Source organism: Streptomyces sp. NPDC006368, from assembly GCF_040612535.1.
GTDB lineage: Bacteria > Actinomycetota > Actinomycetes > Streptomycetales > Streptomycetaceae > Streptomyces.
In genome coordinates this window covers 1-26,486 of sequence record NZ_JBEXQK010000028.1, presented here as the reverse complement: position 1 = coordinate 26,486, position 26,486 = coordinate 1, and the positions used below count along the sequence as shown (strand labels likewise).

26 protein-coding genes are annotated in these 26,486 nt (G+C 72.5%); 13 read left to right on the top strand and 13 right to left on the bottom strand.

All coding sequences use genetic code 11. The annotated features are described in order from the left end of the window. Nucleotides 1–62 precede the first annotated feature (62 nt). Together ABZZ38_RS20505 and ABZZ38_RS20500 are read left to right on the top strand one after the other, a co-directional pair. Entirely contained in the window at nucleotides 63–404 is a 342-nt protein-coding gene (locus ABZZ38_RS20505) for an STAS domain-containing protein (protein ID WP_356741781.1), read from the top strand. A gap of 65 nt (nucleotides 405–469) precedes the next feature. Beyond that, the gene (locus ABZZ38_RS20500; protein ID WP_356741778.1) at nucleotides 470–961 is read left to right on the top strand and encodes a GNAT family N-acetyltransferase; all 492 of its coding nucleotides are present in this window, start codon (nucleotides 470–472) and stop codon (nucleotides 959–961) included. Nucleotides 962–994: 33 nt separating this feature from the next. Here the strand turns inward: ABZZ38_RS20500 and ABZZ38_RS20495 are convergent, their stop codons facing one another. Then, the gene (locus ABZZ38_RS20495) at nucleotides 995–2,230 is read right to left on the bottom strand and encodes a cytochrome P450 (protein ID WP_356741776.1); all 1,236 of its coding nucleotides are present in this window, start codon (nucleotides 2,228–2,230) and stop codon (nucleotides 995–997) included. Nucleotides 2,231–2,398: 168 nt separating this feature from the next. Here ABZZ38_RS20495 and ABZZ38_RS20490 point away from each other — a divergent pair, with 168 nt between their 5' ends. The 4 genes from ABZZ38_RS20490 (at nucleotide 2,399) to ABZZ38_RS20475 (ending at nucleotide 6,177) form a co-directional block, all read left to right on the top strand. After that, a complete protein-coding gene (locus ABZZ38_RS20490; protein WP_356741774.1) occupies nucleotides 2,399–3,007 on the top strand; it encodes a hypothetical protein in 609 nt (202 codons plus the stop codon). 181 nt (nucleotides 3,008–3,188) lie between these two features. Then, on the top strand, nucleotides 3,189–3,788 hold the full coding sequence (locus ABZZ38_RS20485) for a hypothetical protein (RefSeq protein ID WP_356741772.1): 600 nt from the start codon (nucleotides 3,189–3,191) through the stop codon (nucleotides 3,786–3,788). Nucleotides 3,789–4,056: 268 nt separating this feature from the next. Next, complete coding sequence (locus tag ABZZ38_RS20480; RefSeq protein ID WP_356741770.1) at nucleotides 4,057–5,565, top strand: FAD-dependent monooxygenase; 1,509 nt, start codon at nucleotides 4,057–4,059, stop codon at nucleotides 5,563–5,565. A gap of 108 nt (nucleotides 5,566–5,673) precedes the next feature. Beyond that, a complete protein-coding gene (locus ABZZ38_RS20475; protein ID WP_356741767.1) occupies nucleotides 5,674–6,177 on the top strand; it encodes a hypothetical protein in 504 nt (167 codons plus the stop codon). Nucleotides 6,178–6,375: 198 nt separating this feature from the next. Here the strand turns inward: ABZZ38_RS20475 and ABZZ38_RS20470 are convergent, their stop codons facing one another. Next, nucleotides 6,376–8,088 (bottom strand): sigma-70 family RNA polymerase sigma factor, encoded by a 1,713-nt coding sequence (locus tag ABZZ38_RS20470; RefSeq protein ID WP_356741765.1) that lies wholly within the window; start codon nucleotides 8,086–8,088, stop codon nucleotides 6,376–6,378. Nucleotides 8,089–8,278: 190 nt separating this feature from the next. Beyond that, nucleotides 8,279–8,449: a hydrophobic protein gene (locus tag ABZZ38_RS20465; RefSeq protein ID WP_356741763.1), complete on the bottom strand. Its 171-nt coding sequence runs from the start codon at nucleotides 8,447–8,449 to the stop codon at nucleotides 8,279–8,281. 658 nt (nucleotides 8,450–9,107) lie between these two features. Here ABZZ38_RS20465 and ABZZ38_RS20460 point away from each other — a divergent pair. Beyond that, entirely contained in the window at nucleotides 9,108–9,311 is a 204-nt protein-coding gene (locus tag ABZZ38_RS20460) for a hypothetical protein (protein WP_356741761.1), read from the top strand. A 137-nt stretch (nucleotides 9,312–9,448) separates the two neighbouring features. On the opposite strand, the gene ABZZ38_RS20455 is transcribed toward ABZZ38_RS20460, so the two are convergent. Both ABZZ38_RS20455 and ABZZ38_RS20450 read right to left on the bottom strand, forming a co-directional pair. Beyond that, on the bottom strand, nucleotides 9,449–10,867 hold the full coding sequence (locus ABZZ38_RS20455) for a hypothetical protein (protein ID WP_356741759.1): 1,419 nt from the start codon (nucleotides 10,865–10,867) through the stop codon (nucleotides 9,449–9,451). A gap of 124 nt (nucleotides 10,868–10,991) precedes the next feature. Further along, nucleotides 10,992–11,504, bottom strand: a complete 513-nt coding sequence (locus ABZZ38_RS20450; protein WP_356741756.1) for an SRPBCC family protein — start codon at nucleotides 11,502–11,504, stop codon at nucleotides 10,992–10,994. Nucleotides 11,505–12,483: 979 nt separating this feature from the next. Between ABZZ38_RS20450 and ABZZ38_RS20445 the strand changes: the two genes are divergently transcribed. Continuing rightward, nucleotides 12,484–13,452, top strand: coding sequence for a Rieske 2Fe-2S domain-containing protein (locus ABZZ38_RS20445; protein ID WP_356741753.1), 969 nt, complete (start codon nucleotides 12,484–12,486; stop codon nucleotides 13,450–13,452). 24 nt (nucleotides 13,453–13,476) lie between these two features. Here ABZZ38_RS20445 and ABZZ38_RS20440 read toward each other — a convergent pair whose 3' ends face one another. From ABZZ38_RS20440 to ABZZ38_RS20425, 4 genes are read right to left on the bottom strand one after another with little or no spacing between them, the layout of a single operon-like run. Next, nucleotides 13,477–14,166: a dipeptide/oligopeptide/nickel ABC transporter ATP-binding protein gene (locus ABZZ38_RS20440; RefSeq protein WP_356741751.1), complete on the bottom strand. Its 690-nt coding sequence runs from the start codon at nucleotides 14,164–14,166 to the stop codon at nucleotides 13,477–13,479. After that, on the bottom strand, nucleotides 14,163–15,212 hold the full coding sequence (locus tag ABZZ38_RS20435) for an ABC transporter ATP-binding protein (protein ID WP_356741748.1): 1,050 nt from the start codon (nucleotides 15,210–15,212) through the stop codon (nucleotides 14,163–14,165). Before ABZZ38_RS20435 ends, ABZZ38_RS20440 begins: the two co-directional genes overlap by 4 nt. After that, nucleotides 15,202–16,920 carry an ABC transporter permease subunit gene (locus ABZZ38_RS20430; protein WP_356741746.1) on the bottom strand — a complete coding sequence of 573 codons (1,719 nt, stop codon included), beginning with the start codon at nucleotides 16,918–16,920 and terminating at the stop codon, nucleotides 15,202–15,204. Before ABZZ38_RS20430 ends, ABZZ38_RS20435 begins: the two co-directional genes overlap by 11 nt. Next, nucleotides 16,917–18,422, bottom strand: coding sequence for an ABC transporter substrate-binding protein (locus ABZZ38_RS20425; RefSeq protein ID WP_356741744.1), 1,506 nt, complete (start codon nucleotides 18,420–18,422; stop codon nucleotides 16,917–16,919). The genes ABZZ38_RS20430 and ABZZ38_RS20425 overlap by 4 nt, the downstream gene beginning before the upstream one ends. 612 nt (nucleotides 18,423–19,034) lie before the next feature. Here ABZZ38_RS20425 and ABZZ38_RS20420 point away from each other — a divergent pair. After that, nucleotides 19,035–19,544 (top strand): hemerythrin domain-containing protein, encoded by a 510-nt coding sequence (locus ABZZ38_RS20420; RefSeq protein ID WP_356741742.1) that lies wholly within the window; start codon nucleotides 19,035–19,037, stop codon nucleotides 19,542–19,544. A gap of 121 nt (nucleotides 19,545–19,665) precedes the next feature. After that, the gene (locus ABZZ38_RS20415; RefSeq protein ID WP_356741740.1) at nucleotides 19,666–19,848 is read left to right on the top strand and encodes a hypothetical protein; all 183 of its coding nucleotides are present in this window, start codon (nucleotides 19,666–19,668) and stop codon (nucleotides 19,846–19,848) included. 303 nt (nucleotides 19,849–20,151) lie between these two features. On the opposite strand, the gene ABZZ38_RS20410 is transcribed toward ABZZ38_RS20415, so the two are convergent. From ABZZ38_RS20410 to ABZZ38_RS20400, 3 genes are all read right to left on the bottom strand, one after another. Next, a complete protein-coding gene (locus ABZZ38_RS20410) occupies nucleotides 20,152–20,817 on the bottom strand; it encodes a pyridoxamine 5'-phosphate oxidase family protein (RefSeq protein ID WP_356741736.1) in 666 nt (221 codons plus the stop codon). Next, nucleotides 20,814–21,998 carry a globin domain-containing protein gene (locus ABZZ38_RS20405; protein WP_356741732.1) on the bottom strand — a complete coding sequence of 395 codons (1,185 nt, stop codon included), beginning with the start codon at nucleotides 21,996–21,998 and terminating at the stop codon, nucleotides 20,814–20,816. The genes ABZZ38_RS20410 and ABZZ38_RS20405 overlap by 4 nt, the downstream gene beginning before the upstream one ends. Nucleotides 21,999–22,410: 412 nt before the next feature. Next, nucleotides 22,411–22,728, bottom strand: a complete 318-nt coding sequence (locus tag ABZZ38_RS20400; protein ID WP_356741730.1) for a hypothetical protein — start codon at nucleotides 22,726–22,728, stop codon at nucleotides 22,411–22,413. A 228-nt stretch (nucleotides 22,729–22,956) separates the two neighbouring features. Here ABZZ38_RS20400 and ABZZ38_RS20395 point away from each other — a divergent pair, with 228 nt between their 5' ends. Further along, nucleotides 22,957–23,271: a cupin domain-containing protein gene (locus tag ABZZ38_RS20395; RefSeq protein WP_356741728.1), complete on the top strand. Its 315-nt coding sequence runs from the start codon at nucleotides 22,957–22,959 to the stop codon at nucleotides 23,269–23,271. 224 nt (nucleotides 23,272–23,495) lie between these two features. On the opposite strand, the gene ABZZ38_RS20390 is transcribed toward ABZZ38_RS20395, so the two are convergent. Then, nucleotides 23,496–23,942, bottom strand: a complete 447-nt coding sequence (locus ABZZ38_RS20390; RefSeq protein ID WP_356741726.1) for a PRC-barrel domain-containing protein — start codon at nucleotides 23,940–23,942, stop codon at nucleotides 23,496–23,498. A 255-nt stretch (nucleotides 23,943–24,197) separates the two neighbouring features. Between ABZZ38_RS20390 and ABZZ38_RS20385 the strand changes: the two genes are divergently transcribed. Beyond that, on the top strand, nucleotides 24,198–24,710 hold the full coding sequence (locus ABZZ38_RS20385; RefSeq protein WP_356741723.1) for an ATP-binding protein: 513 nt from the start codon (nucleotides 24,198–24,200) through the stop codon (nucleotides 24,708–24,710). Nucleotides 24,711–24,976: 266 nt separating this feature from the next. Then, nucleotides 24,977–26,197: a phospholipase D-like domain-containing protein gene (locus tag ABZZ38_RS20380; RefSeq protein ID WP_356741721.1), complete on the top strand. Its 1,221-nt coding sequence runs from the start codon at nucleotides 24,977–24,979 to the stop codon at nucleotides 26,195–26,197. Nucleotides 26,198–26,486: the final 289 nt, after the last annotated feature.

Below are 26,486 nucleotides of genomic sequence, written 5' to 3'. Positions count from 1 at the left end.
ACATGATGGCCCGCCCTCGCACAGGGCGGCTGTGATGGGCTCGATCCCCACTGGGGTGAACCATGACCGACGCGTTTGCCGTCACCGTCACCCACCGTCCCGACGAGACCGTCATCGCCGTCAGCGGCGAAATGGACATCACCACCTGCCCCGACGTCGAAGCGGCCGCCGTCATCATCCCGCTCGGTGGGAAGACTCTGCTGCTCGATCTGACCGGCGTCTCCTTCATGGACTCGGCCGGTCTCAATCTGCTGCTCCGCCTGCGCCGGCGCCTCCGTTCCGAGGGGGGCCGGATGGCCGTGACCGGGCTTCAGGACCAGCCCCTGGGTGTGCTGCACCTCACCGAGGCGTACCAGCTGTTCGACATCGTCCCCGCTCCCGCGCCGAGCCACTCCGCACACTGACGTGGTCCCGGACCGGCCCGTTCCGCGGGATGTCGGCGGAGAGCCGAGTACGTATGCTGCCGGCCATGCCGAAACTGGAGCGGCTCCGGGCCGAACACGCCGATGCCCTGCTCGTCTTCGAGCGGGAGAACCGGGGTTACTTCGCACGGTTCGTGCCCGACCGCGGGGACGCGTACTTCGCGGACTTCGCTTCCCGCCACCGTGCCCTGCTCGCCGAGCAGGAGACAGGCCTGTGTCACTTCCATGTCGTCGTGGGCGACCAAGGGGAACTGATCGGCCGCGTCAACCTCGTCGACGTCCGGGACGGAACCGCCGAGCTCGGCTACCGCATCGGCGAGCGCGCCGCCGGCCGGGGCGTGGCGACCGCCGCGGTCGAGGACGTGTGCCGCCTGGCCACCGGGGCGTACCGGCTGTCCGTTCTCACCGCGATCACCACGCTCGACCACGCGTCGTCCAGAGCGGTGCTCGAACGCAACGGATTCACCATCGTGGAGGACGTCAGCATCGACGGACAGCCCGGTGTGCGCTACCGGCGCCGGCTCGCCGCCACGGGGTGACCGCCCGCGGGCGTACGCAGCCGGCCGGCGCATTCAGCCGGTACGCGGGCGCAGGTGGACCGGGAGCGCCCGGTGCCCGTTGCTGATCAGGGACGCGATGGGTTCCCACTGGGCGGCGTCGACCGCCGGCTGAGCTTGGGGGAACCGGCGGAAGAACCCTTCGAGGACGGCGGCGACCTCGAGCCGTGCGAGGGGCGCGCCGAGACAGAAGTGGACGCCGTGGCCGAAGGCCAGGTGGTCCTTGGTGATCCGGGTGACGTCGAAGACGTCCGCGTCCGGGCCGTGCCAGTCGGGGTGGCGGTTGGCCGCGGCGTACGAGGCGAGGATGGCCTCGCCCTTCGCGATGGTCCGGCCGTCCGGCAGGGGGAGGTCGGCGAGGGCGTAGCGCAGGGGGAGGTGTTTGACGGCCGGCTCGTGGCGCAGCGTCTCCTCGACGACGGCGGACCAGTCGGCGCGGCCCGAGCGGACGTGGGCCAGCTGTTCGGGGTGGGTGAGCAGCGCGGTGATGGCCTGGTCGATGACGTTGACCGTGGTCTCGTACCCGGCGGCGATCATCAGCAGGAGCGTGTCGCGCAACTCGTGCTCGGTGAGGGCCGACCCGTCGCCTTCCGCGTCGCGTGCCGCGATGAGGAGGGAGGTCATGTCGTCGCCGGGCTCGGCCCGCTTCGCGGCGATGAGGTCGTCCAGGACGCCGTAGAGGCGCACGGTGTTCGCGGCTGACTCGTCGGAGGTGAGCGTGGTGTCGAAGACCCCGTCGACCACCGTACGGAAGCCCTCCCTCCGGTTCTCCGGAACGCCCATGAGGTGACCGATGACGGCGATGGGCAGCGGAACGGCGAGGGCCTCGCGCAGATCGGCGGGCTCACCGGGCGGGGTGGCCTCCAGGCCGTCGAGGAGCCGGCCGACGATGTCGTCGACGGTCGACTTCAGCGCGGCGACGCGTCGGGCGCTGAACGCGGGGGCGACGAGCCGGCGCAGCTTGCGGTGGTCGCTGCCGTACGCGGTGAACATGTTGTCCACGGCGATCCACAACGACAGCGGCCAGTGCGGGACGAAGCTGTCGTACGCCGGCCAGTGCCGACGCGCGTCCTTCGACACGTCCGGGCTGGTCAGCAGCTCCTTCAGCAGGGCGGGGTCCGTGACGGCCCACGCGGGTACGCCGAGGATGTCGACCCGAGCCGCAGGACCCTGGGCGCGGAGCAGGCGGTGTTCGGTGTGCCGGTCGGCGCCGGTGGGATCGAGGACGATGGGGGCGGTTCGCTGGGCCACGGGTGGAACCCCTCGGGAGGCGGGAGCGGCTGACGCGGGACGGTACGGCTACCAGGCACGGTGGAACGCGGCGTGCCACTCGGTCAAGTACGCCTGGGTGGGGAGGGGTTGGATCCCGACATCAGGGCCGTCAGGCGCACTGTCAGTGGCCCCCGGTAGGTTCCTCGCATGAGTTCTTCGCTGAGCGTCCATCTGCTCGACCTGTCCGCGACGCGCGCTCTGATCGGCTCCGGGGACGATCAGTTGCTGGAAACCATCCGGGCCCGCTTCGGGGACGACCTGGCCCGCGACGACGACTACTTCCGGTCCGAGGTGGAGAGGGGCGCCCCCACCGCGTACGAAGCGCTCCACGCGGTGGTGCACGGAGGGCCCTTTCACGAGAACAAGGACCACGCCTTCCAGTACGGCTACGCCTACAAACGGCTCTGCTCGCTCACCGGCTCCTTCCTCGACAACTCCAGCTTCTGCCCGTACCGGGGCGATTGGCTGTCCGTGGTGGACCAGGGCCTGAAGGCGCTCGGGATCACCGCGGTGTCCGTGGAGGCGTTCAGCTTCGGCAACCTGCCCGATCCGTTGCCGTGGACGTATGTACCGGGCTGTGGCGAGTGGACGCCCGAGCAGTGCGCGCGGGCGCTGGAGCAGTTCGAGGAGACGAAGAGGAAGGGGCACGCCCCACCGCTCGAGCCGGAGGTGGTGGAGGCCGTCATGGACTGCATCGGCTGGCTTCGGCACGCGGAGGCCCGGCCCGGTTACGGCATCGTCGGCTTCTCCTCCTGACCCCGGGCGCCCCTGAGCCCCGCGTGCGCCGCGTCCCCGCACCCCGGCCGCGGTGCCTGATCCGGCGGAGCGACGCGTTCGTACCAGTACAGATGGCGGCCCGCCGCGGCGTGGGCCACGGTGGGGGAGGCGCCGGCCGTCCTCGTCGGCGCTTCTTCCGCCTGGTCGCAAGGGAGCCGATATGTCCGAACGCAACACGCTGCTGCGCGGTATGCACGACGTGGGGCTGGCCGCCTGGTTCGGCGGCTCCCTGATGGGAGCGGTCGGGCTGAACGGCGCCGCCCGCGACGAAGGCGGTACCTGGGAGACGACCGCCCGGATCGCCTCCTCGGGGTGGGCGAAGTGGACGCCCGTCAACGCGGCGGCGATCGCCGTGCACCTGGTCGGGAGCAGTGGTCTGCTGGCGGTGAACGCCGCCCGGATCCCCGCGCAGCAGGGCGTCGCCGCCTCGACGCTGGCCAAGACCGTCCTGACCGGCGTCGCGCTGGCCGTCACCGCCTACAGCCGGGTACTGGGCAAGAAGATCGAACTGGCTGCCTCGTCCGACCCCCAGGACGCCGAGAAGGCGGCCAAGCACCCGATCGACACCGACAAGGCACAGCGGCAACTGGCGTGTGCCCAGTGGGCCGTCCCCGCGCTCACCGGCGGCCTGCTGCTCCTCAACGCCCTGCACGGCGAGCAGCAGCGTCCGGCCGAACAGGCCCGGGGGATGTGGCAGCGCGCCCGTTCGATGGCCCCGGGCATGATGCCGTCCGTTCCGCACTGGCACGGCATGCACTGACCACGGCCGGGGCCGGTCAGCCACGGCTGCGGTCGGTCGTGGGCCCCACGGTGAGCGCGGGTCCGGCGAAGGCGCGTGCCGATTCGCCGGATCCTCGGGGCGCCCGCCCCGGTGCGCGACGTCCCGCGCCCTGACCCGAGGTCGGAAGCCCGAAGCCCCGGAGTTCCACGGTCGCGGCCGTTGGAGAAACCAAGTATAGATTGTAACCAGGTTGCGTTTTCCTCTCCGGTCCGGTTGAGTCGTGTGACCGGACAACGAGAGGATCTCCATGACCGACGTGCTGATCGTGGGCGCCGGCCCCACCGGCCTCACCCTGGCCTGCGACCTCGCCCGCCGTGGCGTCGCCGTGCGCATCATCGACAAGAGCGCCTTCCACCACCGGGAATCCCGAGGCAAGAGCCTCCACCCGCGCAGCATGGAAGTGCTCGAAGACCTCGGCGTCGCCCACCGGCTGCTCACCGACGGCACCACGCACCAAGTCCTCCGCAAGTACTTCGACGGCGTGCACGTCAGTGACACCGACCCCTTCGCGAACGACGCGCCTCTTCCCGGCACCCCGTTCGACAGCGCCGTTTCCATCGGCCAGTGGCGCGTCGAGGGCATCCTTCGCGACCGCCTCGCCGACCTCGGCGTACAGGTCGAACCGGGCACGGAGATAGCCGGCTTCACCCAGGACGAGGACGGCGTGACCGCCACGCTCACCGGCGGACGTACCGTCGAGGCCGCCTACCTGGTCGGCTGCGACGGAGGACACAGCGCGGTCCGCAGGACACTCGGCGTGGCCTTCGAGGGCCGAACCGCCGACACGCAGTCCATGGTGTGCGGGGATGTGGAGGCCGAAGGGGTCGACCGTGACCACTGGCACCAGTGGTTCACCCCGGAGGGCGGGATCATGCTGTGGCCCGTCCCGGGAACGTACTCCTTCCAGGTGCAGGCGAGCCCCGAACTCGACGAGCGCGGTGAGCCCCTGCCGCCGACGCTCGACGGCTTCCAGCGGCTCCTCGACCGCCACGCCCGGGTCGCCGGGGTCCGGCTGCGCAACGCCACCTGGCTGTCGACCTGGCGGGTCAACGTGCGCATGGCCGAGCGGTTCCGGGTCGGCCGGGTCTTCCTCGCCGGAGACGCCGCGCATGTGCACCCGATCGCCGGCGGCCTCGGCATGAACACCGGCATCCAGGACGCCTACAACCTCGGCTGGAAACTGGCACTCGCCGTGACCGGCCAGGCGGGTTCCCCACTGCTCGACACCTACGAGGAGGAGCGGCTCCCCATCGCCGCCCGGACCCTGCGCATCACCACAGAGCGGCTGCGACACGTACTGGAGGCCGTCAAGGAGCCCGGCACCGGCACCGAGGCCGCCCTTCCGGCGGCCGTCCCGCAGGGATACCGGTGGAGCTCCCTGGCCCCGGGCGCCGGAAACGCGGCTCTGCGCCCCGGGGATCGTGCTCCCGACGCACTGTGCCAGGACGCGGCGGGTGACCGGGTCCGGCTGTTCGAGCTCTTCGCCGGGCCGCACTTCACGCTGCTGGGTTTCGGCCCCGGCGCCTCGGTGGCCCTGCGAGAGGTGCGCGAGAAACGGGGGGACCTCGTCCGCGCCCACGGCATCGACGCGGAGCCGTCGGGACTGCGGGACACCGACGGCCAGGCCCGACGCGCGTACGGCATCGACGGCGACGCGCTCGTGCTCGTACGGCCCGACACCCACACGGCCGTCATCGCTGACGGCACGGACGACCACGCCGTGCTCGCCTACCTCGACGGGCTCCGCCGAACGTAGTCCCGAGACTCGGCGCGTGCACCACAGGCCACGTGCGCGGCACGGGCCCAGCGGATGGCGTCACACCTGGGGCGGCGGCACTCGGGGGCGCCCGGCATACTGCCGGTCATGCAGACCCGAGCCGCCGCGCGTGCGCCACACCTCATCACCGCGCTGCTGACGATCGCCGCGGTCGGCATGGGGGCCTGCTGCGGGTACCTCCTCAACGGCCCCGCCATGGCCGCCTTCACCGGTACAGCCGCCGGAGTCGGCGCCTGCACCGGATCGTTCCTCGCCCGCCGCCGTGTGCTCGCCGGCCTGAAGCACGACCGGGACGCCGCCACCGCCGACGGCTACGCCACGGGCCTCGCCCACGCCGTACTCGTGGGCATCGCGGCCTATGAGGCCGCCGTCTTTCCCCTGACCGGCCCCGACAGCGTCTCCGACGACGAACGCGACGCCCGCCGCACCGTCGCCTACCGGATCGCCGCGTACGAAGGCCTCTCCCACACCGTGCGCACCTCGGCCGCCGCCGCCCTCGAGGCGATCGATCACGCGCAGGACGCCGAGCGCACCCGCAAGGCGATGACGGCACTCGCCACCACCGTGTACCGGCAGCACACCCGCCGCTGACCCCGCCGACGGGCCCGAGGACCACGGAGCGTCGGGCCGATGCGGCCCCGGTGTGGGCGGGGCAGGGCGCCCATGGTCCGCCTGCCCGCCCCACCTCGCCGGCGCCCACCGGGAAACGCCCGGCGAGCATCGGCACGTCCCGTACCGCCCGAGCGCGCAGCCGCTGCCTCGGCCGGCCACCCGCTCCCTACGCCCCCGTCAGCCGCGCGCGCCGAACACCTGGGTCCACCACGGTCCGCCCGGACCCTCGTGGATGCCGACCCCGATCTCCTTGAACGAGCAGTTGAGGATGTTGGCACGGTGCCCCGGGCTGTCCATCCAGGACTTCATCACCGAGGCGGGCGTCTGCTGGCCGCGGGCTATGTTCTCGCCGTACGTGGTCCAGTCGTAGCCCGCGGCCGTGACGCGGTCGCCCGGGCCCTTGCCGTCCGGGCTGGTGTGGTCGAAGTAGCCGCGCGCCGCCATGTCGTCGGAGTGGCGCCGGGCAGCCGTGTCCAGCAGGCCGTTCTGGCCGACCGGTCCGCAACCGTTCCGGCCACGCTCGGAGTTCACGAGCGCGGTCACCTGCTGGGCGAACGACCCGGCCGGAGCCTCCTCGGTCCGCGCCGGCGCGGGTTCCGGCTCGGGGCGTGGGCGGGGCTTCGCCGGCTTCGGGCGCTCGGCGGGCGCCGTCCGGCTGGGTGACGGCTTCGGCGCCGCCTTCTTGCCCGGTGTGGCGGACGCCGATGCCGACGGGCTCGCGGAAGCGGAAGGCTTCCCCTTCGACGAGGTGGCGGGCGCGGCCGAAGGCGCGAGCGGCGTGCCGGACGGCTCCTCGGCGGCGGACTGGCTGCGCACCTCCTGGGCGCCGTCGCCGGGGCCCAGCAGTTTCAGCCCGGCCACCCCAGCCCCGGCGGCCAGCACCGCCACCGCCGCGGCGGCCGTCACCCTGCGCTGCCGCCTGCGCCGGGTGTGCCTCTCCTGCCGCCGACCGCCCGCGACGTCTCGGCCGCCGACCCCGGCCCCGGCCCCGGCACCGTTCGTCGTCCCGATCCCGGCCCCGGCACCGGCCCCGTTCCTGGCTTCCGCCGAGGTCGCGGCTCCCGGCGCGGATCCGGCCCCCGTGAGGACGAACGCGTCCCCGGCACCGGCCGGCAGCCCCGCAACGGCCCCGGTGAGCGCGGCGCCCACCGGCACCAGGCCCAGGCCGACCAGCAGGCTCTCCGCCGGCACCAGCCCCGCTCCGAGACCGGAGCAGACGGTGCACGCGCGGACGTGCCGGGCGATCCGCTTGCGCCACAGCGGGGACGGCATCCCGTCCCAGCCGGCCAGCGCGTCGTCCAGCAGCACACAGCGCGGGACCGCCGCCAGCGCACGTACGACGATCCGCGCCGTCTCCAGCTGGGCCTTCATGCGCTGCACGCGTACGGCGGTGTGCTGCGGTGACAGCTCCATGGCGGCGGCCACCTCCGCACGGGTCAGCTCGCCCGCCGCCTCCAGCCACCACAGCGACAGCAACGACCGGTCGCCGTCGTCCAGCCAGCGGGTGGCATCGGCGACCTCCCGCCGCTGCCCGGAGAGCCCCAACCGCAGGATCGTGAGGTCCACGAAGTCGGCCCCCGGATCGGCGACGTCGTACCCGTCGTGGAGGGCGGCGACGGACGCGGGGGCGAACCGGTGGTCGCGTATCCGGTTCATGGTGATCGCCACCAACCAGGACCGGAACTGCCGCGGATCCCGCAGCGAGCCGAGTCCGCCCAGCGCCCGGATCATCGTCTCCTGGACGACGTCGTCCACATCCGCGTGCCCGCTCAACGCCCGCCCGACGATGTTGTAGACGAGCGGCAGGTACGCAGAGACCAGTTCGTCCTGCGCCCGCTGGTCCCCGGACTGGGCCGCCTTGACCACCCGCACTGTACGTTCGTCGCTCACGTCTCGCCCTTCTCTCCCTCGAACAGCTGTCTGTCCGACACCTGGGAGACCGGGGGAAGAGCCGGGGATAACGAAAACTCACCGGAGACGCGGCTCACTTCGGTTGCGGGGCCGCTCTCGACGTGACAAAGCGGGCCGCACTCGAAGCGTCGAGTGCGGCCCGCGTCAGTGTTGAATGCCGGGGTGTCGTCTACCAGCGGTACCAGCGGCCACGCTTGCCGCCGGCGTCGGCCGAGCGCATGACGAAGCCCAGAAGCCACACCACCAGCACGATGACGGCGATCCACCACAGTGCCTTGAGCGCGAAGCCCGCGCCGAACAGGATCAGGGCGAGCAGAAGAACGAGAAGCAGGGGAACCATTGTTATCAACCTCCGCTCCGGCGTCTGCCCCGCCCCAACGCAGCCACACGTTCGAATTTATGCGTTTCTTATCCGCGGTCCGGGGAAGTTGCCGCCCACTCGGCGGGCCGGCAGGTCGGCGCACCGGGTACCCGGCCGGGCCGCTACCCGGTCCCGGCGGTGAGCGGCTCCTGACAGATGTCAGGGACGACGGCCTCCACTGCGTCACCAGGGTGCGACGAGCGGGAACGGCGTCTGCGTGCGGAGGCACGGCCCGGCGCCCCACCCCCCATCCGGTACGCATGACGACGCGGCGCGACGCGAACTCCCGGTGCTGTCCGGCAGGAAGCCGGACGAGCCGGCACCGCCCGCGTCGTCCCGACAGGAGGTATCCATCCATGCGCGCCCAGCGCTCAGTCCTCAGCACCATCAGCGTCCTGGCCTGGCTGCTGCTGGCCGCTCTCTCCGCCGCCCGGCCCAGGCCGCGTCCCCCTCGAACGGCGGCAGCGGCGGCCACGTTCGCATCGCGCCGCAGAAGACCGCCGAGACGGTCTCGGCCCGGTCCATGGCCGCGGCGTCACCGACAGTCTCGCCGGCCGTGAGCCACGTGTACGTTCCGCGCGGCGAGCAAGCCCATTGCCCCACCGGGTACCTCTGTGCCGGGGTCTGGGATCCCACGGTGGGCAAGAGCAAGGTCTTCTTCTACACCTGCAACAGGTACGCGCTGTACAACTGGAGCGGCGAGGGCTACCACACCAATGTCCAGACCGGCGGCGCCACCGCGTACTTCTACGGTGCGAGCGGCCAGGTTCCGGCAGCTCACCCGGCCATGAGCGGCAGTCGCGTGGACTGGAACCCCGTCTGGTCCATCCGCAACTGCTGACGCCGACCGAGCCGGCCCCGGCCCTGGGGCCGGCTCGGGACCTGTCGGCCCACCAGCAGGGTTCCGCGAGGTTGTCGGTAGCCACCCCCCTGGTTACGGCTCCGCCGCGACCAGGGCGTCCTGCGGTGGCGGCCGGTTCAGCCCCATAGGGCGAGCAGGGCGCCGCAGTAGGTGTCGACGCCCATCAGCGGCGGCGGTGGGAAGTCCGGCTGGACGGCGCGCACCTTGCGGGCCACGGCCGGGGACCATTCTCGCAGCGGAAGCCAGGCGGCGACATGCGCCTGCTCGCGGTCGGTGCCCGCGCGGCCGTTGCCGCCGACGTCGTGGCGGACGCGGGAACGCAGGCGGTGGCGCCGGACGACGTGGCTGGTGAACGTGGCCGCCACCGCACGCATGTCGCCACTGGTGAACACCGGGGGCAGCGTCGGGGTGTTGTGGTAGAGGCGCAGGAAGTCGATGTCGATCAGGGCGTGGGTGACGTCCTCGGGGACCGTGACGGGAGTGTAGGAGGGCCGGTAGAGGGAGCCGTCGTCGTCCGGTGAACCCGTGGCCGACCAGCCCTTGTACACCCGCCCGAAACTCGGCCAGTACGGCCATGTCGCCACACCGTTCCGCACGGTCAGATCACCGCGCAGCGCCCTCGCCATCGCGGCTGCCCTCTGCGTGAACTCCTCATCGCGTGTCACGACGGCCAGTTGGACGAGAGTGCGGCCCATGGCCAAGAACTCGTTGGTCGGCAGTTCGGCACCCGCGAAGGAGACAGGTTCGTCGGGCAGCCAGCGGTAGTGGCCGCGCCCGTCGCCGGTGGTCGCCCACTGCTCGTCATGGGCGCGGACGGCTGCGACGGCGGCGTCGAGGTAACCGTCCAGCCGGGCCCGGACGGATGGTGGTACCGCGGCGGGGTGCTCCCGGGCGAGGCGGACCAAGCCCGCCATCGGATAGGTGATCATCCCGGTTTGCGCGGCCAGCGCCACCATCGCGGGGCGCGGGGTGTAGGTGCCGGAGCGTATGTGCGGATGAGGCGTCGGGAGGAGGCGGGCGGTGACGCCGCTGCGCTGCTCGTACGCCGCGTAGAGCGCGCGGTCCGCACGACGGGAATCCGCGGGATCGAGGCTCAGCCCGTTGACCGTGAAGGCGTGGGTGCGCTTGGGCCCGGCGACCGTCAGCGCGAACCGGCCTTCCGGCTCCGGCTCCACGGTCACCCGCAGGTGACGTGTGTGCGGCGGACACACCCTCACTTCAAGGGCCGGGTGGCCCTCGGTGTCCGGGATGACGACAGAAGAGACAGTGAACTTGCCGGAGGTGCTCCACACAGGGCGGCTGCGGCCCCGGTGATCCTCGGTGTTCCGGACATCGTCGCGGGCTTCCATGACCTGGTCGACCAGCTCGGCGAGACGCTCGGCGTACCGGGGATCGCCGGTGCGCTCCGCGAGCATCAAGTATCCCTGCATCCGCCACGACGTGCCCCAGCCGATCACCCCCGCCTCGTTGTCGGCCGGAACCCCGGGGCCCGACACGCCGGTCAAGCCCTGCTCCACGGCGTGGAAGTAGCGCACCCCCGCACGGTGCAGACGTGATCCCGTTCTGCCCGGCACCTTCATACCGCCCCCTCGAATCGTTTCTTCCGCGCCGCCCGCCAGGAACAGGCCTGCTGCGGGCCCGGCGTTCGTCGCAACGCCGTCACACCGTGCTGGAGGGGGCTTCGAGCCCCGCTTTGAGATTGCGCAGGGTTGTCCGGATGTTCCGGCGCTGGAAGTCGGCGAAGGTGTGTCCGCGCGTGGCGACCCTGTCGAAGGCGTGGGCCACGAAGTCGGGCCAGGCGCGCCGGTCGTCCGTCCAGGTCTCCGTGACCTTCGTACCTTCGGGCACCGGGTCGAACCGGTACTCCCATGTGGCGATGGGTCCCCGCAGCCGTGGCCGCTTCAGGCCGATGGCGTGGACCCGGAACCGGAACAGCTCACCCGGATCGGCCGCGGTCACCGTGCACCGCGTGGTCCAGCGGAACGGGCCCCGCTTGTTGTGGCCGTCGAAGACCATGCCGACATGCGCAGGACCGTGCCCCTCACCCAGGGTGGCGCCCAGGTTCTCCGGGCTCCAGCGGCCCATCAGGGTCGGGTCGCAGACATGGTGGTACGCCCTCGACGGGCTCGTCGCGATGGTGATGCTGTCGGAAACGCTGAACGTACGAACCATGGGACTCCGATCCTCGGCGTACGACGGTAGCGCCCGCCTTCCGCCCCGCAGCCCCCGCCCCTCCCCGAGGCACCTCCGCCGCGGCGGCGGGCGGGACCCCACGCAGGCCGGGGCACCACCGACAAGGGCACGAGACCGGTCACAACAGGGGCCTGCGCATCGTGACGGGCACACGGCGGCGCAGTGCTTCGCTGACGATGTGTCAGTGTCCGGTTGGTTTCATTGACCGGCCACCCAGGGGAGGGGCACTTCGGTCGATGAAGGGTCGATGAAGGGAGGGGTACGTGCCCGCTGTCAGGGAGTACTTCAGGTCGGACGGTACGAGAGTGCGGGGGCATTGGCGTAACGCCGCAGGCGCAGGCCGCGAGTTGGCGGTGTTCGGCGCGATTGTCCTCGCGCTGATGGCGTTCGGCAGTAAGCCCGCCGCGACCCCACGCGCGGAACCGGGGCCGGGCCGGTTACCCCAGCCGCGGCCGTCCGCCGTCTATCCGGTCGAGTGGCCGGGCTGGGACAAGCCGTTGCCCAAGCCGACGCCGACGGTTTCCTACCCCATCGTCTTCCCGAAGAGCAGCGGCCGGTGAGCCGTCGGCCCCCCCCGCGCGGCGGACCCCGCCGCAGCCGCGCGCACCAACGCCCCGTTCCACCGGCAAGGCCGTCGGGTTCGCCGGTCACAGCGCGTGCAGCCGGCCGACCGCGCCGCGTCGGCGGAATCGGCAGGCGCGTCGAGACCCTGGTGGGAGCCGCTGCGTGGTGCCGCCTCTTCGCCGACCGGCAATCGCCGCCCGACGCGGTCCCGACGCGGTCCCGACGTGGTCCTGATGTGGCACACGCTCGGCCGTGCCGGCCGTCAGCCGCGCCGGTGCCGCACCTCGGTCACCCCACGAATCGCGAGTCCCCGTGTCGGCCGCTCACCGTGGGTGCGGCCGACGTGTCCGCCGGTCGCCGTTTGTCCGGCGCGCGGGAGGTTACTCGGTCCGGCATGGACCGATCATCGAAGCGTTATCGCACGAGCGTGGCGGCACGTCGGCTGCTGCCGTCGGCGGCCGGGCCCGGCCGTGTCCTCAGGGGCCTGGACCGCCTGGAGCGGTGGCCCGGCGCCGACCGGCTGATCAGCGCGGTGCAGTCGGCGGTCCACGCGGCTCCTCTGGGAGCGGGCCGTGACGTGCTGCACGGCCGCTGGCTGGGGCATCCGGTGCATCCCCTGATGGTGCAGGTACCCGTCGGGACGTGGCTGTCGGCCGCCGTACTCGACATGCTGCCCGGAAACCGCCGTGGCGCGCGGACCCTGATCGGCGCGGGCCTGCTGACGGCCGGCCCCGCAGCCGTGGCCGGGTGGATCGACTGGGCAGCGCTGCCCCGGGAGCAACAGCGTGTCGGGCTGGTCCACGCGGCCACCAACGTGACGGCCGTCGCCCTGTACGCGGCTTCCTTCGCCGCCAGGTCGCGCGGACGGGAGTGGCGGGGCAAGGCGCTGGGTATGGCAGGGCTGTCCGCGGTCGCCGTGGGTGGGGCGCTGGGCGGTCACCTCGCCTATCGGCAGGCGTCCGGAGCCAACCACGCCGAACAGGTGCCGCATGTGGTCGAGCCCGGATGGCACAGCGTCGGCGACGTCGCCGACTTCCCCGTCGGTCAGGCGGTGCGGCGCCATGTGGGCGAGGTGGCGGTCATGGTGGTCCGTGAGTCGGACAACGCCGTCCATGTCCTGGCCGACCGGTGCAGCCATATGGCCGGACCGCTGTCGGAGGGCGAGATCGCGGACGGGTGTGTGCGCTGTCCGTGGCACGGCAGTGTGTTCCGGCTGGCCGACGGCTGGAACGTACGGGGACCCGCCACGGCGCCCCAGCCGGCCTTCGACACCCGGATCACCGACGGCCGTGTGGACGTACGGCTCCGGCGCGACGCGGGGGCGGGGAAGGAAGGGACGGGGGAGGGCAGCGAGGCCGCCTGAGTCGTGACGCCTGGGCGAGAGGGCTCATGCGGTGATCCGCTCGATCCGGCCCGCCCGCATCTCGGCGGTCCGGTCGGCGAAGTGCCGTACCACGGCCATGTCGTGGCAGATGAAGAGGTAGCCGAGCCGGAGTCGTTCCTGAAGACCGGCGAGGAGGTTGAGGATCCCGGCGCGGACGGACGGATCCAGCGCGGAGACCGGCTCGTCGAGGACCAGCAGGGTGGGCTCGCTCGCCAGCGCGCGGGCGATCCCGGCGCGCTGGCACTGGCCGCCGGACAGTTCGTGCGGCAGCCGGTCGCCGTGTGCGGCGTCGTCGAGGCCGACCATGGTGAGCAGCTCGGCGACCCGGGCGGGACCGGTGACGGAGTCCCAGCGGCGCTGGACGCGCAGGGGTTCCGCGACGGCGTGGCGGATCGTGCGGCGCGGGCTGAGCGAACCGTACGGGTCCTGGAACACGGGCTGCATCGCCGGGCGCAGTGGCCGCAGCTCGCGCTCGCGGAGCCCGGTCAGCTCCCGGCCGTCGAACCAGACCTCACCGCTGTCGGGGCGCCGCAGCCGGAGCACGGCGGCGGCGGTGGACGACTTGCCGCACCCCGACGGGCCGACGAGGGCGAGGGTCTCCCCGGCCCGCACATCGAAGGAGACGTGGTCGACGGCGACGGTCGGCCCGTACCGCACGACGAGGTCGCGGACGTCGAGCAGGGCGTCGGTCATACGCGCTCCCGGAACAGCTCGGCGGCGGACGCGGGCACCGCGTCCCACCGGTGACAGGAGACCTCCCGGCCGTCCACGGACCGCGGCGCCGGACGCTCGGTGCGGCATCGGCCCTCGGTGAGCGGGCAGCGGGGCGCGAAGGCGCACCCGGCGGGCAGGGCGCCCAGCGGGGGTGGCGCGCCGCTGATCGCGGGGAGGCGCCGGCCGCGCTCCGTCGGGGTCAGCGAGGCGAGGAGCCCGGCGGTGTACGGGGCGCGGGGCCGGTCGAACACCCGGGCCACCGGTCCCGACTCGACATGGCCACCGGCGTACATCACCAGCACCCGGTCGGCGTGCTCGCGGACCGCCTCCAGGTCATGGGTGACGAGGACGAGCGCAGCGCCCGTGGCCTCCCGGTGTTCACCCAGCGCGTGCAGTACCTGGTGGCGCAGGTCCGGGTCGAGGGCGGTGGTGGGCTCGTCGGCGACGACGAGCTCGGGATCGTTGACCGTCGCCATGGCGATCACGGCGCGCTGCCGCATCCCGCCCGACAGCTCGTGCGGATACGCGCCGGTCCTGGCCGCCGGGATGCCGACGCGCTCCAGGGCCAGGGCGGCCTTGGCGCGCGCGTCCTTCCGGGACAGCCGCTGTACGGAGCGGACGGCCGCGGCCAGTTGGTCACCCACCGGGTGCACGGGCGACAGCGCGGACAGCGCGTCCTGCGGTACGAGCGCCATCCGCCGTCCCCACAGGGCCCGCAGGGTGTCCGGCCGGGCGCCGACCAGCTCCGTGGCCCCACCGGCCGTCCGCAACCGGATGCCGCCGCCCACGGTCGCGCCGCGCGGGCCCATGCCCAGCAGGGCCCGCGCGGTCAGGGACTTGCCGGCCCCGGACTCGCCGACGAGGGCGAGGACGTCACCCTCGGACACGTCGAAGGAGAGCCCGCGCACGGCCTCCGCGCCCCCGATGGCCACCCGCAGGCCGCGCACGGACAGCAGCGGCAGTGGTTGTGCCCGTGACGGCGGCTGTGGTCGTGGTGGCAGCAGCGGCTGTTGCTCAGCGGCCATGGGTAAGCGCCTTCCGGCTCGTCCTCGTGTACGCGGACAACGACACCGCCAGGCCTGCCAGCAGAGCCAGCGCCAGCGCGGGGGTCAGCGCCGCCCAGGGCGCGCGCTCCACATAGGCGCGCGACTCGTCCAGCAGCAGCCCCCACTCCGGCGCGGGCGGCTGCGCGCCGAGCCCCAGGAAACCCAGCGAGGCGAGGGCGAGGGTCATGCCGGGCAGACGCAGTACGGCATGGCGGGCGACCGGGGCCGCGACCGAGGGGAGGACATGCCGGCACAGGATCCAGCCGGGGGTCGCCCCCATCGCCTTCTGCGCGAGCAGGAAGCCCGACGCCCGTACCTCCTGGACCAGGGCCGCCGCATGCGCTGCCAGCGGCGGCCAGGAGATCAGCGCCACGGCGAGCGCGGCGCCGCCCGTCCCGGGGCCGAGGACGGCGGCGACGAGGATGCCGGCGACCACCGGCGGCAGTGCGTTGGCGATGTCGGCCAGGCCGGACGTCACGTTCGGTACGAAGCCGAGCACCACCGCCGCCAGCCAGCTGACCGCGCACACGGCGACCGCCGTGCCGACCGTGGCCGCCGCCCCGTGCCCGAGCCGGGCCAGTACGTCCCGCCCGAGGCCGTCCGCGCCCAGCGGGTGCGCCGGCGACGGCGGGGCGAGCCGGGCGGCCGTGTCCACGGTGTACGGGTCGCGCAGCAGCCCCCACCCGATGACGGCCGGCAGCACCACCGCCAGGACCACCGGTACGGCGGGGGCCACCCGCGCCGGCCGCACGGCGGGCAGCGTCAGGCCCGCGTCCCGCAGCCCCGGCCCGAGCAGCCGCCCGCGTACCAGCGCCGCGACCGCGCCGACGGCCAGGCCCAGCGCGAGCAGCGCCAGCACGGAGCCCTGGAGCAGCGGCAGGTCCTGGGACTTGGCCGCGCCCAGCGACGTACGCCCGATACCCGGCACCGCGAAGACCGTCTCGACGGCGACCGCGCCGCCCGTGAGCCCCACCGCGACCATCCCGAACTGCGGGACCAGCGGTGGCAGAACGCGTCGGAGCGCCGTCCGCGCGACGCGTACGCGCGAGACGCCGGCGCCGCGCCACAGCTCCACCCAGCGCTCGTCGAGCACGGCGGGCAGCGCGTCGGCGACCAGCCGCCCGAGCAGTCCGCCCGCCGGCACGCCCAGCGCGACGGCGGGCAGCACCAGATGCGCGGGCCCCTGCCAGCCGGACGTGGGCAGCCAGTCCAGCCACACCCCGGCGACGATCAACACCACCGTGGCCAGCAGGAATTCGGGCACGGCGGCCAGCATCGCGGCGAACGCGCCGGAGGTGCCCCGCCCGCGCACCAGGACCGGCGCGGCGAGGGCGACCGCCACGAGCAGGGCGACGGTGAGCGCGGCGCCCATCAGGCCCAGGGACACCTGGAGCCCGGCGCTCACGGAGGGCAGGACGTCGGTGCCGGACACCCACGAGGTGCCGAGGTCGCCCCTGGCCAGTCCGGCGGCCCAGCCGCCCAGCAGCGACAGGGGCCCGGCGCCCAGCCCGAGGTCGGCGCGGATGGCGTCCAGCGCCTCGGGCGTGGCCTCCTGTTCGGCGGACCGGGCGCGCAGCACGGTGAGCGCCGGATCCCGGCCGGACAGCCAGGGCAGCAGCCCGACGACCGCGAGGACGGCGGCGAGCGCGCCGGTCAGCCCGGCGCCTCGCGTCAGACGCGCCCTCACTTGACGTACGTGGCGGGGGTGACCAGCAGCCGCTCGCGCGGGTCGTGCTCGGCGCCCACGACACCGACGGCGTGGCCCTGGACGACCCGCTCGTGCAGCATCGGGATCGCGGCGTCGGTGGCGAGTACGGCGGCCTCGGCCGCCATGACGGCCTTCCGGCGCGCGTTGCCGGCCTTCGTCGCGGCGGCCTCGGTCAGGGCCTTGTCGACGCCGGGGTCGGCGAGCTGGGAGATGTTGAAGGAGCCCTGGGAGGCGAAGTCGCTGTAGAGGTACGCGGCGGGGTCGCCGGAGTCGAGGACGGTCGCCCGGGACAGGATGAACGCGTCGAACTCGCCGGCCAGCGCGTCGGATTCGATGTTCGCGTACTCGCGCACCTCCAGCTTCACCCTGAACCCGGCCTTCCCAAGCTGCTGCTGGAGGGTCTGGGCGACCTCGGGGAGCTCGGCCCGGTCGGTGAAGGTGCCGATGGTGAGCGCGGCGCCGTCCGGGTCGCCGGCCCTGGCCCGCGCCGGTTCGGGGCGCAGGGACGCGGCCCAGGGGAGGGCCGGTCCGAGGAGCCCCTCGGCCACGTCGGCCCGCCCCTCGTACACGCCCTCGACGATCTCCTTCGCGTCGATGGCCCGGCGGGCGGCGGCGCGGAGCCCGGCGTCCTTGAAAGGGCCCTTGGCGGTGTTGAGGTACAGCGTGTTGGTGCGCGGCATCGGCACCTCGGTGATCAGCCTTTGGTCGAGGAGCGCGGCCTGCGAGACCGGGACGGCCTCCACGATGTCGGCCTCGCCGCTGCGCAGCGCGGCGGCGCGGGCGGTGCCGTCCGGCACGAACGTCACGTCGATGCCGGGCGCCTTGGCCTTCGTACCCCAGTAGCCGTCGTACCGGTCGAGGGAGGCCGACGAGGCGCCGTTGACCTTGGTGAGCCGGAAGGCGCCGGTGCCGGTGCCGACGGGGCTGACGGTTCTTCCCCGGTACGCCCCCGCCGACAGGATCGACAACTGGGGTGAGCTGAGCCGCTGGGGGAGGAGCGGGTCGGGGGCGGCGGTGGTGACGGCGACGCTGTTGCCGGATGCGCTCACGCCGAGGTCGACGCCGTCGAGGATGCGCGGCTTGGGCGAGGCGGTGGCGGCCTTGGTGAGGGAGTGCGCGACGGCCCGGGGGGTGAGCGCGCTGCCGTCGTGGAAGGTGACACCGTCGCGGATGGTGAACGTCCACGTCCGCCCGGTCTGCCGCCACGCGGTCGCCAGGGACGGCCGGGCGTCGCCGTCGGCGTCGAGGGTGACGAGGGTTTCGGCGGTGGACCAGCGCGACAGCTTGAAGGCGTCGTCGGAGAGCGGGGAGAGCCCGGAGCGCGGCGGGTTCATCATGGCGACGCGTATGCGCTTTCCCGCCCCCGGGCCGTCGTCAAAACCGGTTCCGGCAGTGCCGCCGGGCGAGGTGAAACAGCCGGTGAGCAGGACGGACGCCGAGACCAGGGCGGCGATCGGCAGGAAGCGGGTGGGCAGGCGCACGGGAACCCTTCCGGGCGGACGGGAGCAGGTGGGGGAGGATGCGGGCTGACCGTAACATAATGACAATCGTGTTCAATAATTGGATGCCGATCACTCGGACCCGCACTGCGGGCACGGCACGGCCCGGATGGCTGCGGCGCCGGTGGAGCCGCTGTTGCCCGCAGCGCCGCAGCCGGTCCTCCCGACCGCCGGTCAGGTCGCCAGGTCGCCAGGTCGCCGCGCCGGCTGCTCGGGGCCGTCACCGCCCCCGGCGGCCGGTTTCATGACCTCGGCCCGTGCGAGTCGGCACCGTTCTTCGATCGCAGGCATGTTGTGGCGGATGCCGGGCACCAGTGACCTGCTCGGACGGCTGTCCCCCCGGCCCACACCGAGCCCTTCGGGCCCCGCCGTCCCCATCCCCCTGGGACGGCGGGGCCCGCCCTCATTGCCGACCACGCCGTCTTCTCACGGCATACGGCACAGGGCGCACGGCTCCGTCCGGTGCCGGCCATGTGCGGCCCGCCTCCCGCTCCGACCGGCGCGCACGTCACCCTCATGCCTGCGCCTGAGGGAGGAGAAGCGGGGTATCCGGTGGACCCGAATCAGTTTCCCGCACTCCCAGAAGGAGCCACCATGAAGACCGGCGCCGCCACCACGACCACGGATGTCGTCGAGATCATCCTGCGGGACCACCGCAAGATGGAGGAGCTGTTCCGGACGATGCGCAACGTCCAGGCGGACCGATCCGGTGCGCTCCGGGAATTCGCCGCACTTCTCGTGGCCCACGCCACGGCCGAGGAGAGCGAGGTCTACCCGGCGCTGAGGCGCTACAAGAACGTGGACAACGAGGACGTCGAGCACAGCGTGCACGAACACACCGAGGGCAACGAGGCACTCCTCGCCCTGCTCGAAGTGGAGGACACCACCTCCGAGGAGTGGGACGAGAAGCTCGAAGAGCTCGTCACGGCGGTCAACCACCACGCCGACGAGGAAGAGCGGACGCTGCTCAACGACGCGCGGGAGAACGTCGCGGCCGAACGCCGCGCCGAACTCGGCGCCGCGTTCGAGGAGGCCCGGGCGAAGCAACTGGCCGCCGACTGCGGCAGCCTGGCCAATGTGCGCCGGCTGGTGGAGTCCCGCTGACCGCTCCGACCCGGCGACGCGGATGACGGGTGCATGCCCCCGGCGGTCGCGGGCATCCGAACGGTACTTCCGTAGCAGGCGGCTCCCACGGCGTGGAGCCGACGAGACAGGGGGGTGCCCCATGACAGGCGCGACAGTTCTCGAACGGTTCCCGGCCGGCGGGCCGCGCGGAAGCCGGCCCGCCGAGGAGTACGCGGCCCGGCGCCGGGAGGAAGGGCAGCCGGCCCAGGTCGTCATGGACCTGCGGCTGGATGCCTTCCTGGTGGTGGTCGCGGAACAGGACACAGCGGAAACCGCGGCCTGAGTACGGCCGGCGCGGGGGCGGCCTGCCCGGACGGCCAACGACGCGCTCGCGACCGCGGACACCGTCCTCGTACGGCCGCCGCGCCGGCACCCGGCACACGCAGCCGCAGGCGATCGCATCCGGATCGCGGCGGACGCCACGCCACCCGACACGAACGGCCCCGCCACAGCGGCGCCTCACGGCCGCGTCGCAGGGGCCGACGAAGCGGGCCGACTCGCTTTCCGCTTGCCCACGACCGTGGGGGCCCGTCCTGCGCGCGCTGCCGCTCGGTGGCTCGGGAGACGAGCGGGCCGTGGGCGGTGTTCAGGGCACGTCGGGAGCATGGGCATGCGCCTGCTCGGCGGTGGCTTCCTGAGCGGGCAGATGCTCCGGCCGCCCTGCCCGGTCGGTGACGAAGTAGTCGGCGTCCCGGGGACGGCCCTGAGCGCCCGTCCGGGGCCGTGAGGCGGGTTCCAGGTGGGGGATGTGCTTCGAGCAGTGCACATAGGCCTCCTCCACCGTGAGGTGGACCCACAACTCCGGGCGTCGACCGGGAGCGGGGTCATGGGGGAGGTGCGGGTACATCCGCCGCTGCTCGGCGTCGGTGTGCAGCCGGGCCGCCCCGTTGACGTGGAGGCCTATGTGATGGTCGGTGAAGTCGATGAACAGCAGGCCGAGATGCGGATTCTCCATGATGTTGCCCGCGCTCGCCATGACGCCGTTCCCGCGGTACTCGGGGTAGGAGACCGTGCGGTCGTCCAGGTCGACGACGAACCCTGGCGGACCTGACCGGAAGCTGACGTCGCAGGTGCCGTCGGCACCCGCCGTGGAGAGGAAGACCATGGCCTGGCGGCGTATGAAGTGACGCATCTCAGGAGTGAGGAACGTCCGCACCTGGCGGTCGTAGAATCCCGCGGCCCTCTGTGCGGTGCCGAGGCGCTCTTGCAGAAGGCGTTCACCGTGGGTCGCCGAGATGGGGTGAGGGTTCACTTCGGGCCGGTCTCTTCCTGTCGGGCGTACGAGGGCTCCGCAAAGGAGCTCAGGACGGGAACGTCCAGGGGATCGTGGTGAATCCTCGACGGCGGGACGCCGCGTGCGGCCAGCACCCGGGCCGCGGCAGTGACCATGGGCGAGGGACCGCTGAGGAACACCTCGTGTCTGTCCCAGGGACCGTACTGTGCGATGACCTCGGGCAGCGACCCCTCGGTGCCGGCGATGTGCTGATGGGACACGGCGGCCCGCACCGTGAGCCAGTGGTGCCGCTGCGACATGCGCAGCATGTCATCCAGTCCGTAGAGCTCTTGCGCGGTGCGGGCGCCGATGAACAGATCCACGCAGCGCTCGGTACGCGTACGGGCGAGCTGCTCGATCAGTGCCTTGATGGGCGCCAGGCCCGTGCCCCCGGCCACACACAGCACGTCGAGAGGCGACTGCGGGTCCACCACCATCTCGCCCTCGGGCGGACCGAGGTGCAGCAGGTCGCCCACCTTCGCCTCGTGGACCAGTGCGTCGCTGACCTGACCACCGGGCACGGCCCGTACGTGGAAGGTGAGCGTGGAGTCCGGCCGCGGCGCGTGGGCGGGGGAGTAGTGCCGCCACATCTTGGGCCGCCGTGGGGTCTCCACGCTCACGTACTGGCCGGCGGCGTAGGGATAGGGGCGGTCGGGGCTCACGGTGATCGCGGCCAGCCGGCGCCCCAGGAGGCGGTGTCCGGTCACCCGCGCGGTCCACACGGCGGGGCGCAGCCGGGCGTCGTCGTCGGCGGCGAGCATCATGGTGCGGGAGGCAGCGGCGTACGCGCGCTGCCAGGCACCGGCGAGCTCCGCACTCCAGGCCGGGCCGGCGAATCGGGCCAGGGCATCGAGGAGGCATTCCCCGACAGCCGCGTAGTGCGTGTGATGGGTGCCGAACTTGCGGTGGTCGCGGCCCAGCCTCGAGCAGAATCGCACGAGGTGGTCGGGGTGGTCGACGAGGTCGACGATGCGCAGCAGCGCACGCAGCAGACGGTCACGCTGGACGTCCATGTCGCGGGGGAAGAGGCCACGAACCTCCGGATGGCGCATGAAGAGGATGGCGTAGAAGTACACCGCCATCTCTTCCGCCTGCGCTTCGATGACCGTGAGGCCGGCGCGTATCAGCGCGGCGTCCTCGGGAGCCAGCGCGCCGGGCAACGCAGGGCCGGGGGGATAGCGGCCGCCGAAGGGGGACTCGACGGCTTCGGCTGCCCGCGGGGAGTGCGGTGACGGCGCAGGGCCGGATCTTCGTGCCCGGAACCTCACCGCGCGACCCGCTTGCCGGCCCCTATGTGCGCAGGAAACCCTCTACGCCGGAACCCCGCGCGCCTGTTCATGCCGTTCGTCCTCTGTGGTGGCTCGACTGCTGTACCGGATGGCCCGCGAATGGGGCGAATTAAACTATTGCGCGCTGGCAATACTTTATATTGATAATCCATCGTGGCGGCCCTGGCAAGGGATGCCGGCCAGGGAGCACGCCTCGCGCGCCCGGCGAGCGAACTGAGCTCCCCACGCCGCAGCGCGTGCATCGATGTGCGGCTGTCCCGGAGGTCAGGACGGTTCGCGCACGTCAGAACTCCGTGTCGATACCGGTGACCGCTGCCGGCCCGGTGGGCGCCTCGTCCTCCGTGTAGCCGGCTTCGCGCAGCGCGGCGGTCGCCGCCCGCCTGGCGATCTCCTCCGCGCCGTGGCTGTCATCAGCCTCCACCTCCAGTCGGACACTGAAGGTGCCATTGTCGTTGACGGTCAGCACATCGAGGTCCTCGGCCCGCCCCAACGACGTATGCCGCGGGTCGGCGGGGCGCAGGTGCCGCACCAGGGTGGAGCGCGCGCTGTCGTCCAGCTCACGCAGGAACGTGCCCGGAATCGTGATGACGTAGGTGGTCACATGCTCTCCTCGGTTCAGCGGACGGATGACGGATACCTGCTTCGTGTCTTGCATACAGTGACCTGCCCCACCCACGGCGCGACGAACACGCGCACCACCGGTCCGGCGAAGCCCCGCCCGTTCGTGACGGCGACAGCGCCGGAGGCCCGGCCCCGTGCGCGCCTCCGTCACGCCGAGCGGGTACCGTTCGCCACCTACCGATGCGGCGGCCTGCAAGGGAGCAACCCGATGACGATCACGGCTCGTGCCACGGTGCAGCATGAAGACGCGCGCGTGCGGGTCACACGCTGGGACTTCGAGCCGGGAACCGGCACAGGCCGCCACGTCCACGGACACGACTACGTCGTCGTGCCGCTCACCGACGGCCTGACCAAGATCGTGACTCCCGACGGGACGGAGAACCTGTCCCGGCTGAGGGCGGGGGAGTCGTACGCGCGCCCCGCAGGCGCGGAGCACGAGGTCATCAACGCGGGCGACTCCCGGCTGGCGTTCGTCGAGATCGAGCTCAAGGAGCCCGCGGCGCAGGCACCGGCCGCCTCCTGACGTACGCACACGCCGAATGGCAGGGCGGGCGCCGATCCCGCAGGGCAGGGCCTTCCGAGCGCCGTCCCGGAACCCGGCGGGCGCCCTGCGGGATCGTGAGCGGCGGACCGCAGGCCGCGGACCGCGTATCCGCGGCCGGAACGAGGGAGATCCCCGGGCCGCGAGGCCCGGGGATCCCGCAAGCAGGTGCCTGCCGCGCCCTGCCGCTGTGCCCTGTTGTTCCCTTACGCCGTGCGTCGGCTGAAGACCCGCAGGCGACCGCGGGTGGTCTCTCGACCCTCCGTGCCGGCGCGGATGTCCTGGACCCTGTCCATTTCAGCCCATCCGGCACCAGCAGAGGCGTTCACCGGCTCGCGCGCCCCGTCCAGGCCGAAGTGCCGGAACAGCTCCCGCTCTTCGGCCACGGACAGCGTTTCACCGCCGACACCGGGCGCCTGCTTGATTTTGGTCGCAGCGAACGGGACCTGCAGGCGACCGCCGGACACCACGGCATCCTGCAAGGGGACAAACGCGTCGCCGAAACCGGCGGAATTGCCCCGTACGCGCACCCACTCAGGCCTGCCGGTGGTGTCATCCACCAACACGTAGGCCACGGTCCCGACATCGACGCCGTCCGCCGACCACACCGTCCGCCCGTCCAGGGCAGCCAACTGCTCCTGCGGAATCACCATTGCTCCTCACTGCCCTGCCGCGCCTGTCCTCCTGCGCGTTTCCCGAGCCTCCCCCGGTAAACAGCGCACGGGCGACCACGGGCGACCACGGGTGACCGCGGGCGTCAGCGGTCGCGCCGGGCCGGTCGGTTGCGTGATCGTGCCGGGGTGGCGGTGTCGCCGGCCCGAATCGGGATATGGGTATACGGGAAGCGGGCGAAGAGCCGATGAGCGCGATGGGGGGTGGCTTGGGTGCGTGGTGACAGTGCGGCTCCCATGGAGACGGCAAGATCACGCCGGGCCGTCGAGCCGAAGGCGGGACAGCCGAAAGCAGCACAGGGGAAGGCAGGGCAGGGGAGGGCAGGACAGGGCATTCCCGCGCCGGCCGGGTCGGCGAGTGGGCGGTCGGCGTCCAGGGTCTACGTCGAACTCGAGGACGCCATCGGCCCGGCGAGGGATTTCGCGGCAACGTTTCTGCGGACGAAGGCCGCCGAGGGGATGGAGATCGGGCCGCGCACGGTCGACGACGCCCGGCTGGTGGTCAGCGAACTCGTCACGAACGCTGTCAGGCATGCCTCGGGCCCCTGCCGGGTCGACCTGCGGATCGCGGGCGGGATACTCGAGATCGCCGTATCCGACGCTTCGGAGTTCGCCCCCATCCCCCGGCCCCCCGACCCGCGGCGCGTCGGGCAGCATGGGCTGGAAATCGTCCTGGCCCTATGCGTCGGCGTGGACATCGAGCCGTTGCCCTCGGGTAAGCGGGTGCGGGCCCGCCTCGCCCTGCGGTGACACGCGGCGCCGACGGCGGGGACGCGACCGCTGGAGTCGCCGGTGACGGTGGCGCTCCTCACACGCATCGGTGACGGGGCACTCTGCACGCTCGACCGCGTGGCGGGCCGAGCGGCTCGGGACCGCCCCGGCCCGCGACGCGTCCCGGCGGTGTGGAACGCTTCGCCCGGGGAACGTGGAGCCTCGTCAGTACGCGACGCGTATCCCGAGGCCGCCCAGCCCGGTGGCCGAGGACCGTACAGCACCCCGGAGCCCGGAGAGCCAGCATGAGTGTCAGCGAACCCGAAAGACCCGGTGCCGTGGCGCTCGCCGAGGCGGCGACCCCGACCGGCCACCAGCGCAAGCAGCGCCTGCGGCGTCGGCTGGAGCGGCTGATCGGGGTTGCGGCCACCGAAGGCAACGCCCTGCTCCCCCTGCGCAACGGCGATGAGATCTTCCCCGCGATGCTGAGCGCCATCCGCAGCGCCGAGCACACCATCGACATGATGACCTTCGTCTACTGGCGTGGGGAGATAGCCCGTGAGTTCGCCACCGCCCTCGCCGACCGGGCGCGGGCCGGCGTGCGCGTGCGGCTGTTGCTCGATGGCTTCGGTGCCCGGCGGATAGAGACCGATCTTCTTGAGTCGATGGACGCAGCAGGCGTGCACGTGGCCTGGTTCCGCAAGCCGTTGTGGCTCTCCCCCTTCAAGCAGAACCACCGCTGCCATCGCAAAGCTCTGATCATCGACGAGCACACCGCCTTCACCGGCGGTGTCGGCATTGCCCGGGAGTGGTGCGGTAACGCGGCGAACCCGGGCGAGTGGCGCGACACCCACGTCCAGGTCCGCGGGCCCGCCGTCGACGGGATAGCCGCGGCGTTCGCCCAGAACTGGGCCGAATGCCACTCCGAGCTCTTCGACGAGCGGGACCGGTTCACCGAACACGCCCAGCACGGCAACGCCATCGTCCAGGTCGTGCGCGGCTCCGCCAGCATCGGCTGGCAGGACATGCAGACTCTCATCCGCATCATGCTCACCTCCGCGGAGAAGCGCTTCCGCCTGGCCACCGCCTACTTCGCTCCGGACAAGTACTTCGTCGAGCTGCTGTGCGCCACCGCCCGCCGCGGCGTCACCGTCGAAATACTGCTGCCCGGTCGGCACACCGACCAGCGGGCCAGCCAACTGGCCGGCCAGCGCCACTACAGCGATCTGCTCGCGGCAGGCGTCGACATCCGCCAGTACCAGCCGACGATGATGCACGCCAAGATCATTACCGTGGACGAGGTCGCCTCCCTGATCGGCTCGACCAACTTCAACCGCCGGTCCATGGACCACGACGAAGAAGTCATGCTCGCCGTACTCGACGAGGCCTTCACCGCCACCCTCGACCAGCACTTCGACGAAGACCTCACCCGCAGCGAGCCCGTCACCCTCACCCGGTGGAGGAACCGTCCCGCCCTCCAGCGCGCCCTCGAAGCGGCAACCAGCCCCATCCGGCGCTTCCTCTGACGACCCCCGTGATCACGGGGCTTCGGACACCACTGGGCTACTGGGCTACCGGGGCTCCGGCAGCCGAGCGGCCCTCGGAGAACAGCCTTCCCGCCCCGGTCCGGGCCCGTGCGCGGCCGCCGTGAGCGCCGCACCCACTCAGGCGGACCCGACGGACGCGGTCGCACCGCCGTCGGGCGCGCACGGCTCCGGCTCGGTGTCCTCGATGGCGAGGCGGAAGCCGGTCAGGCCGGTGGCGAGGGCGGCGCGCTGTGCGGGTGGCATGGCGGAGATGACGTCGAGCAGTGCG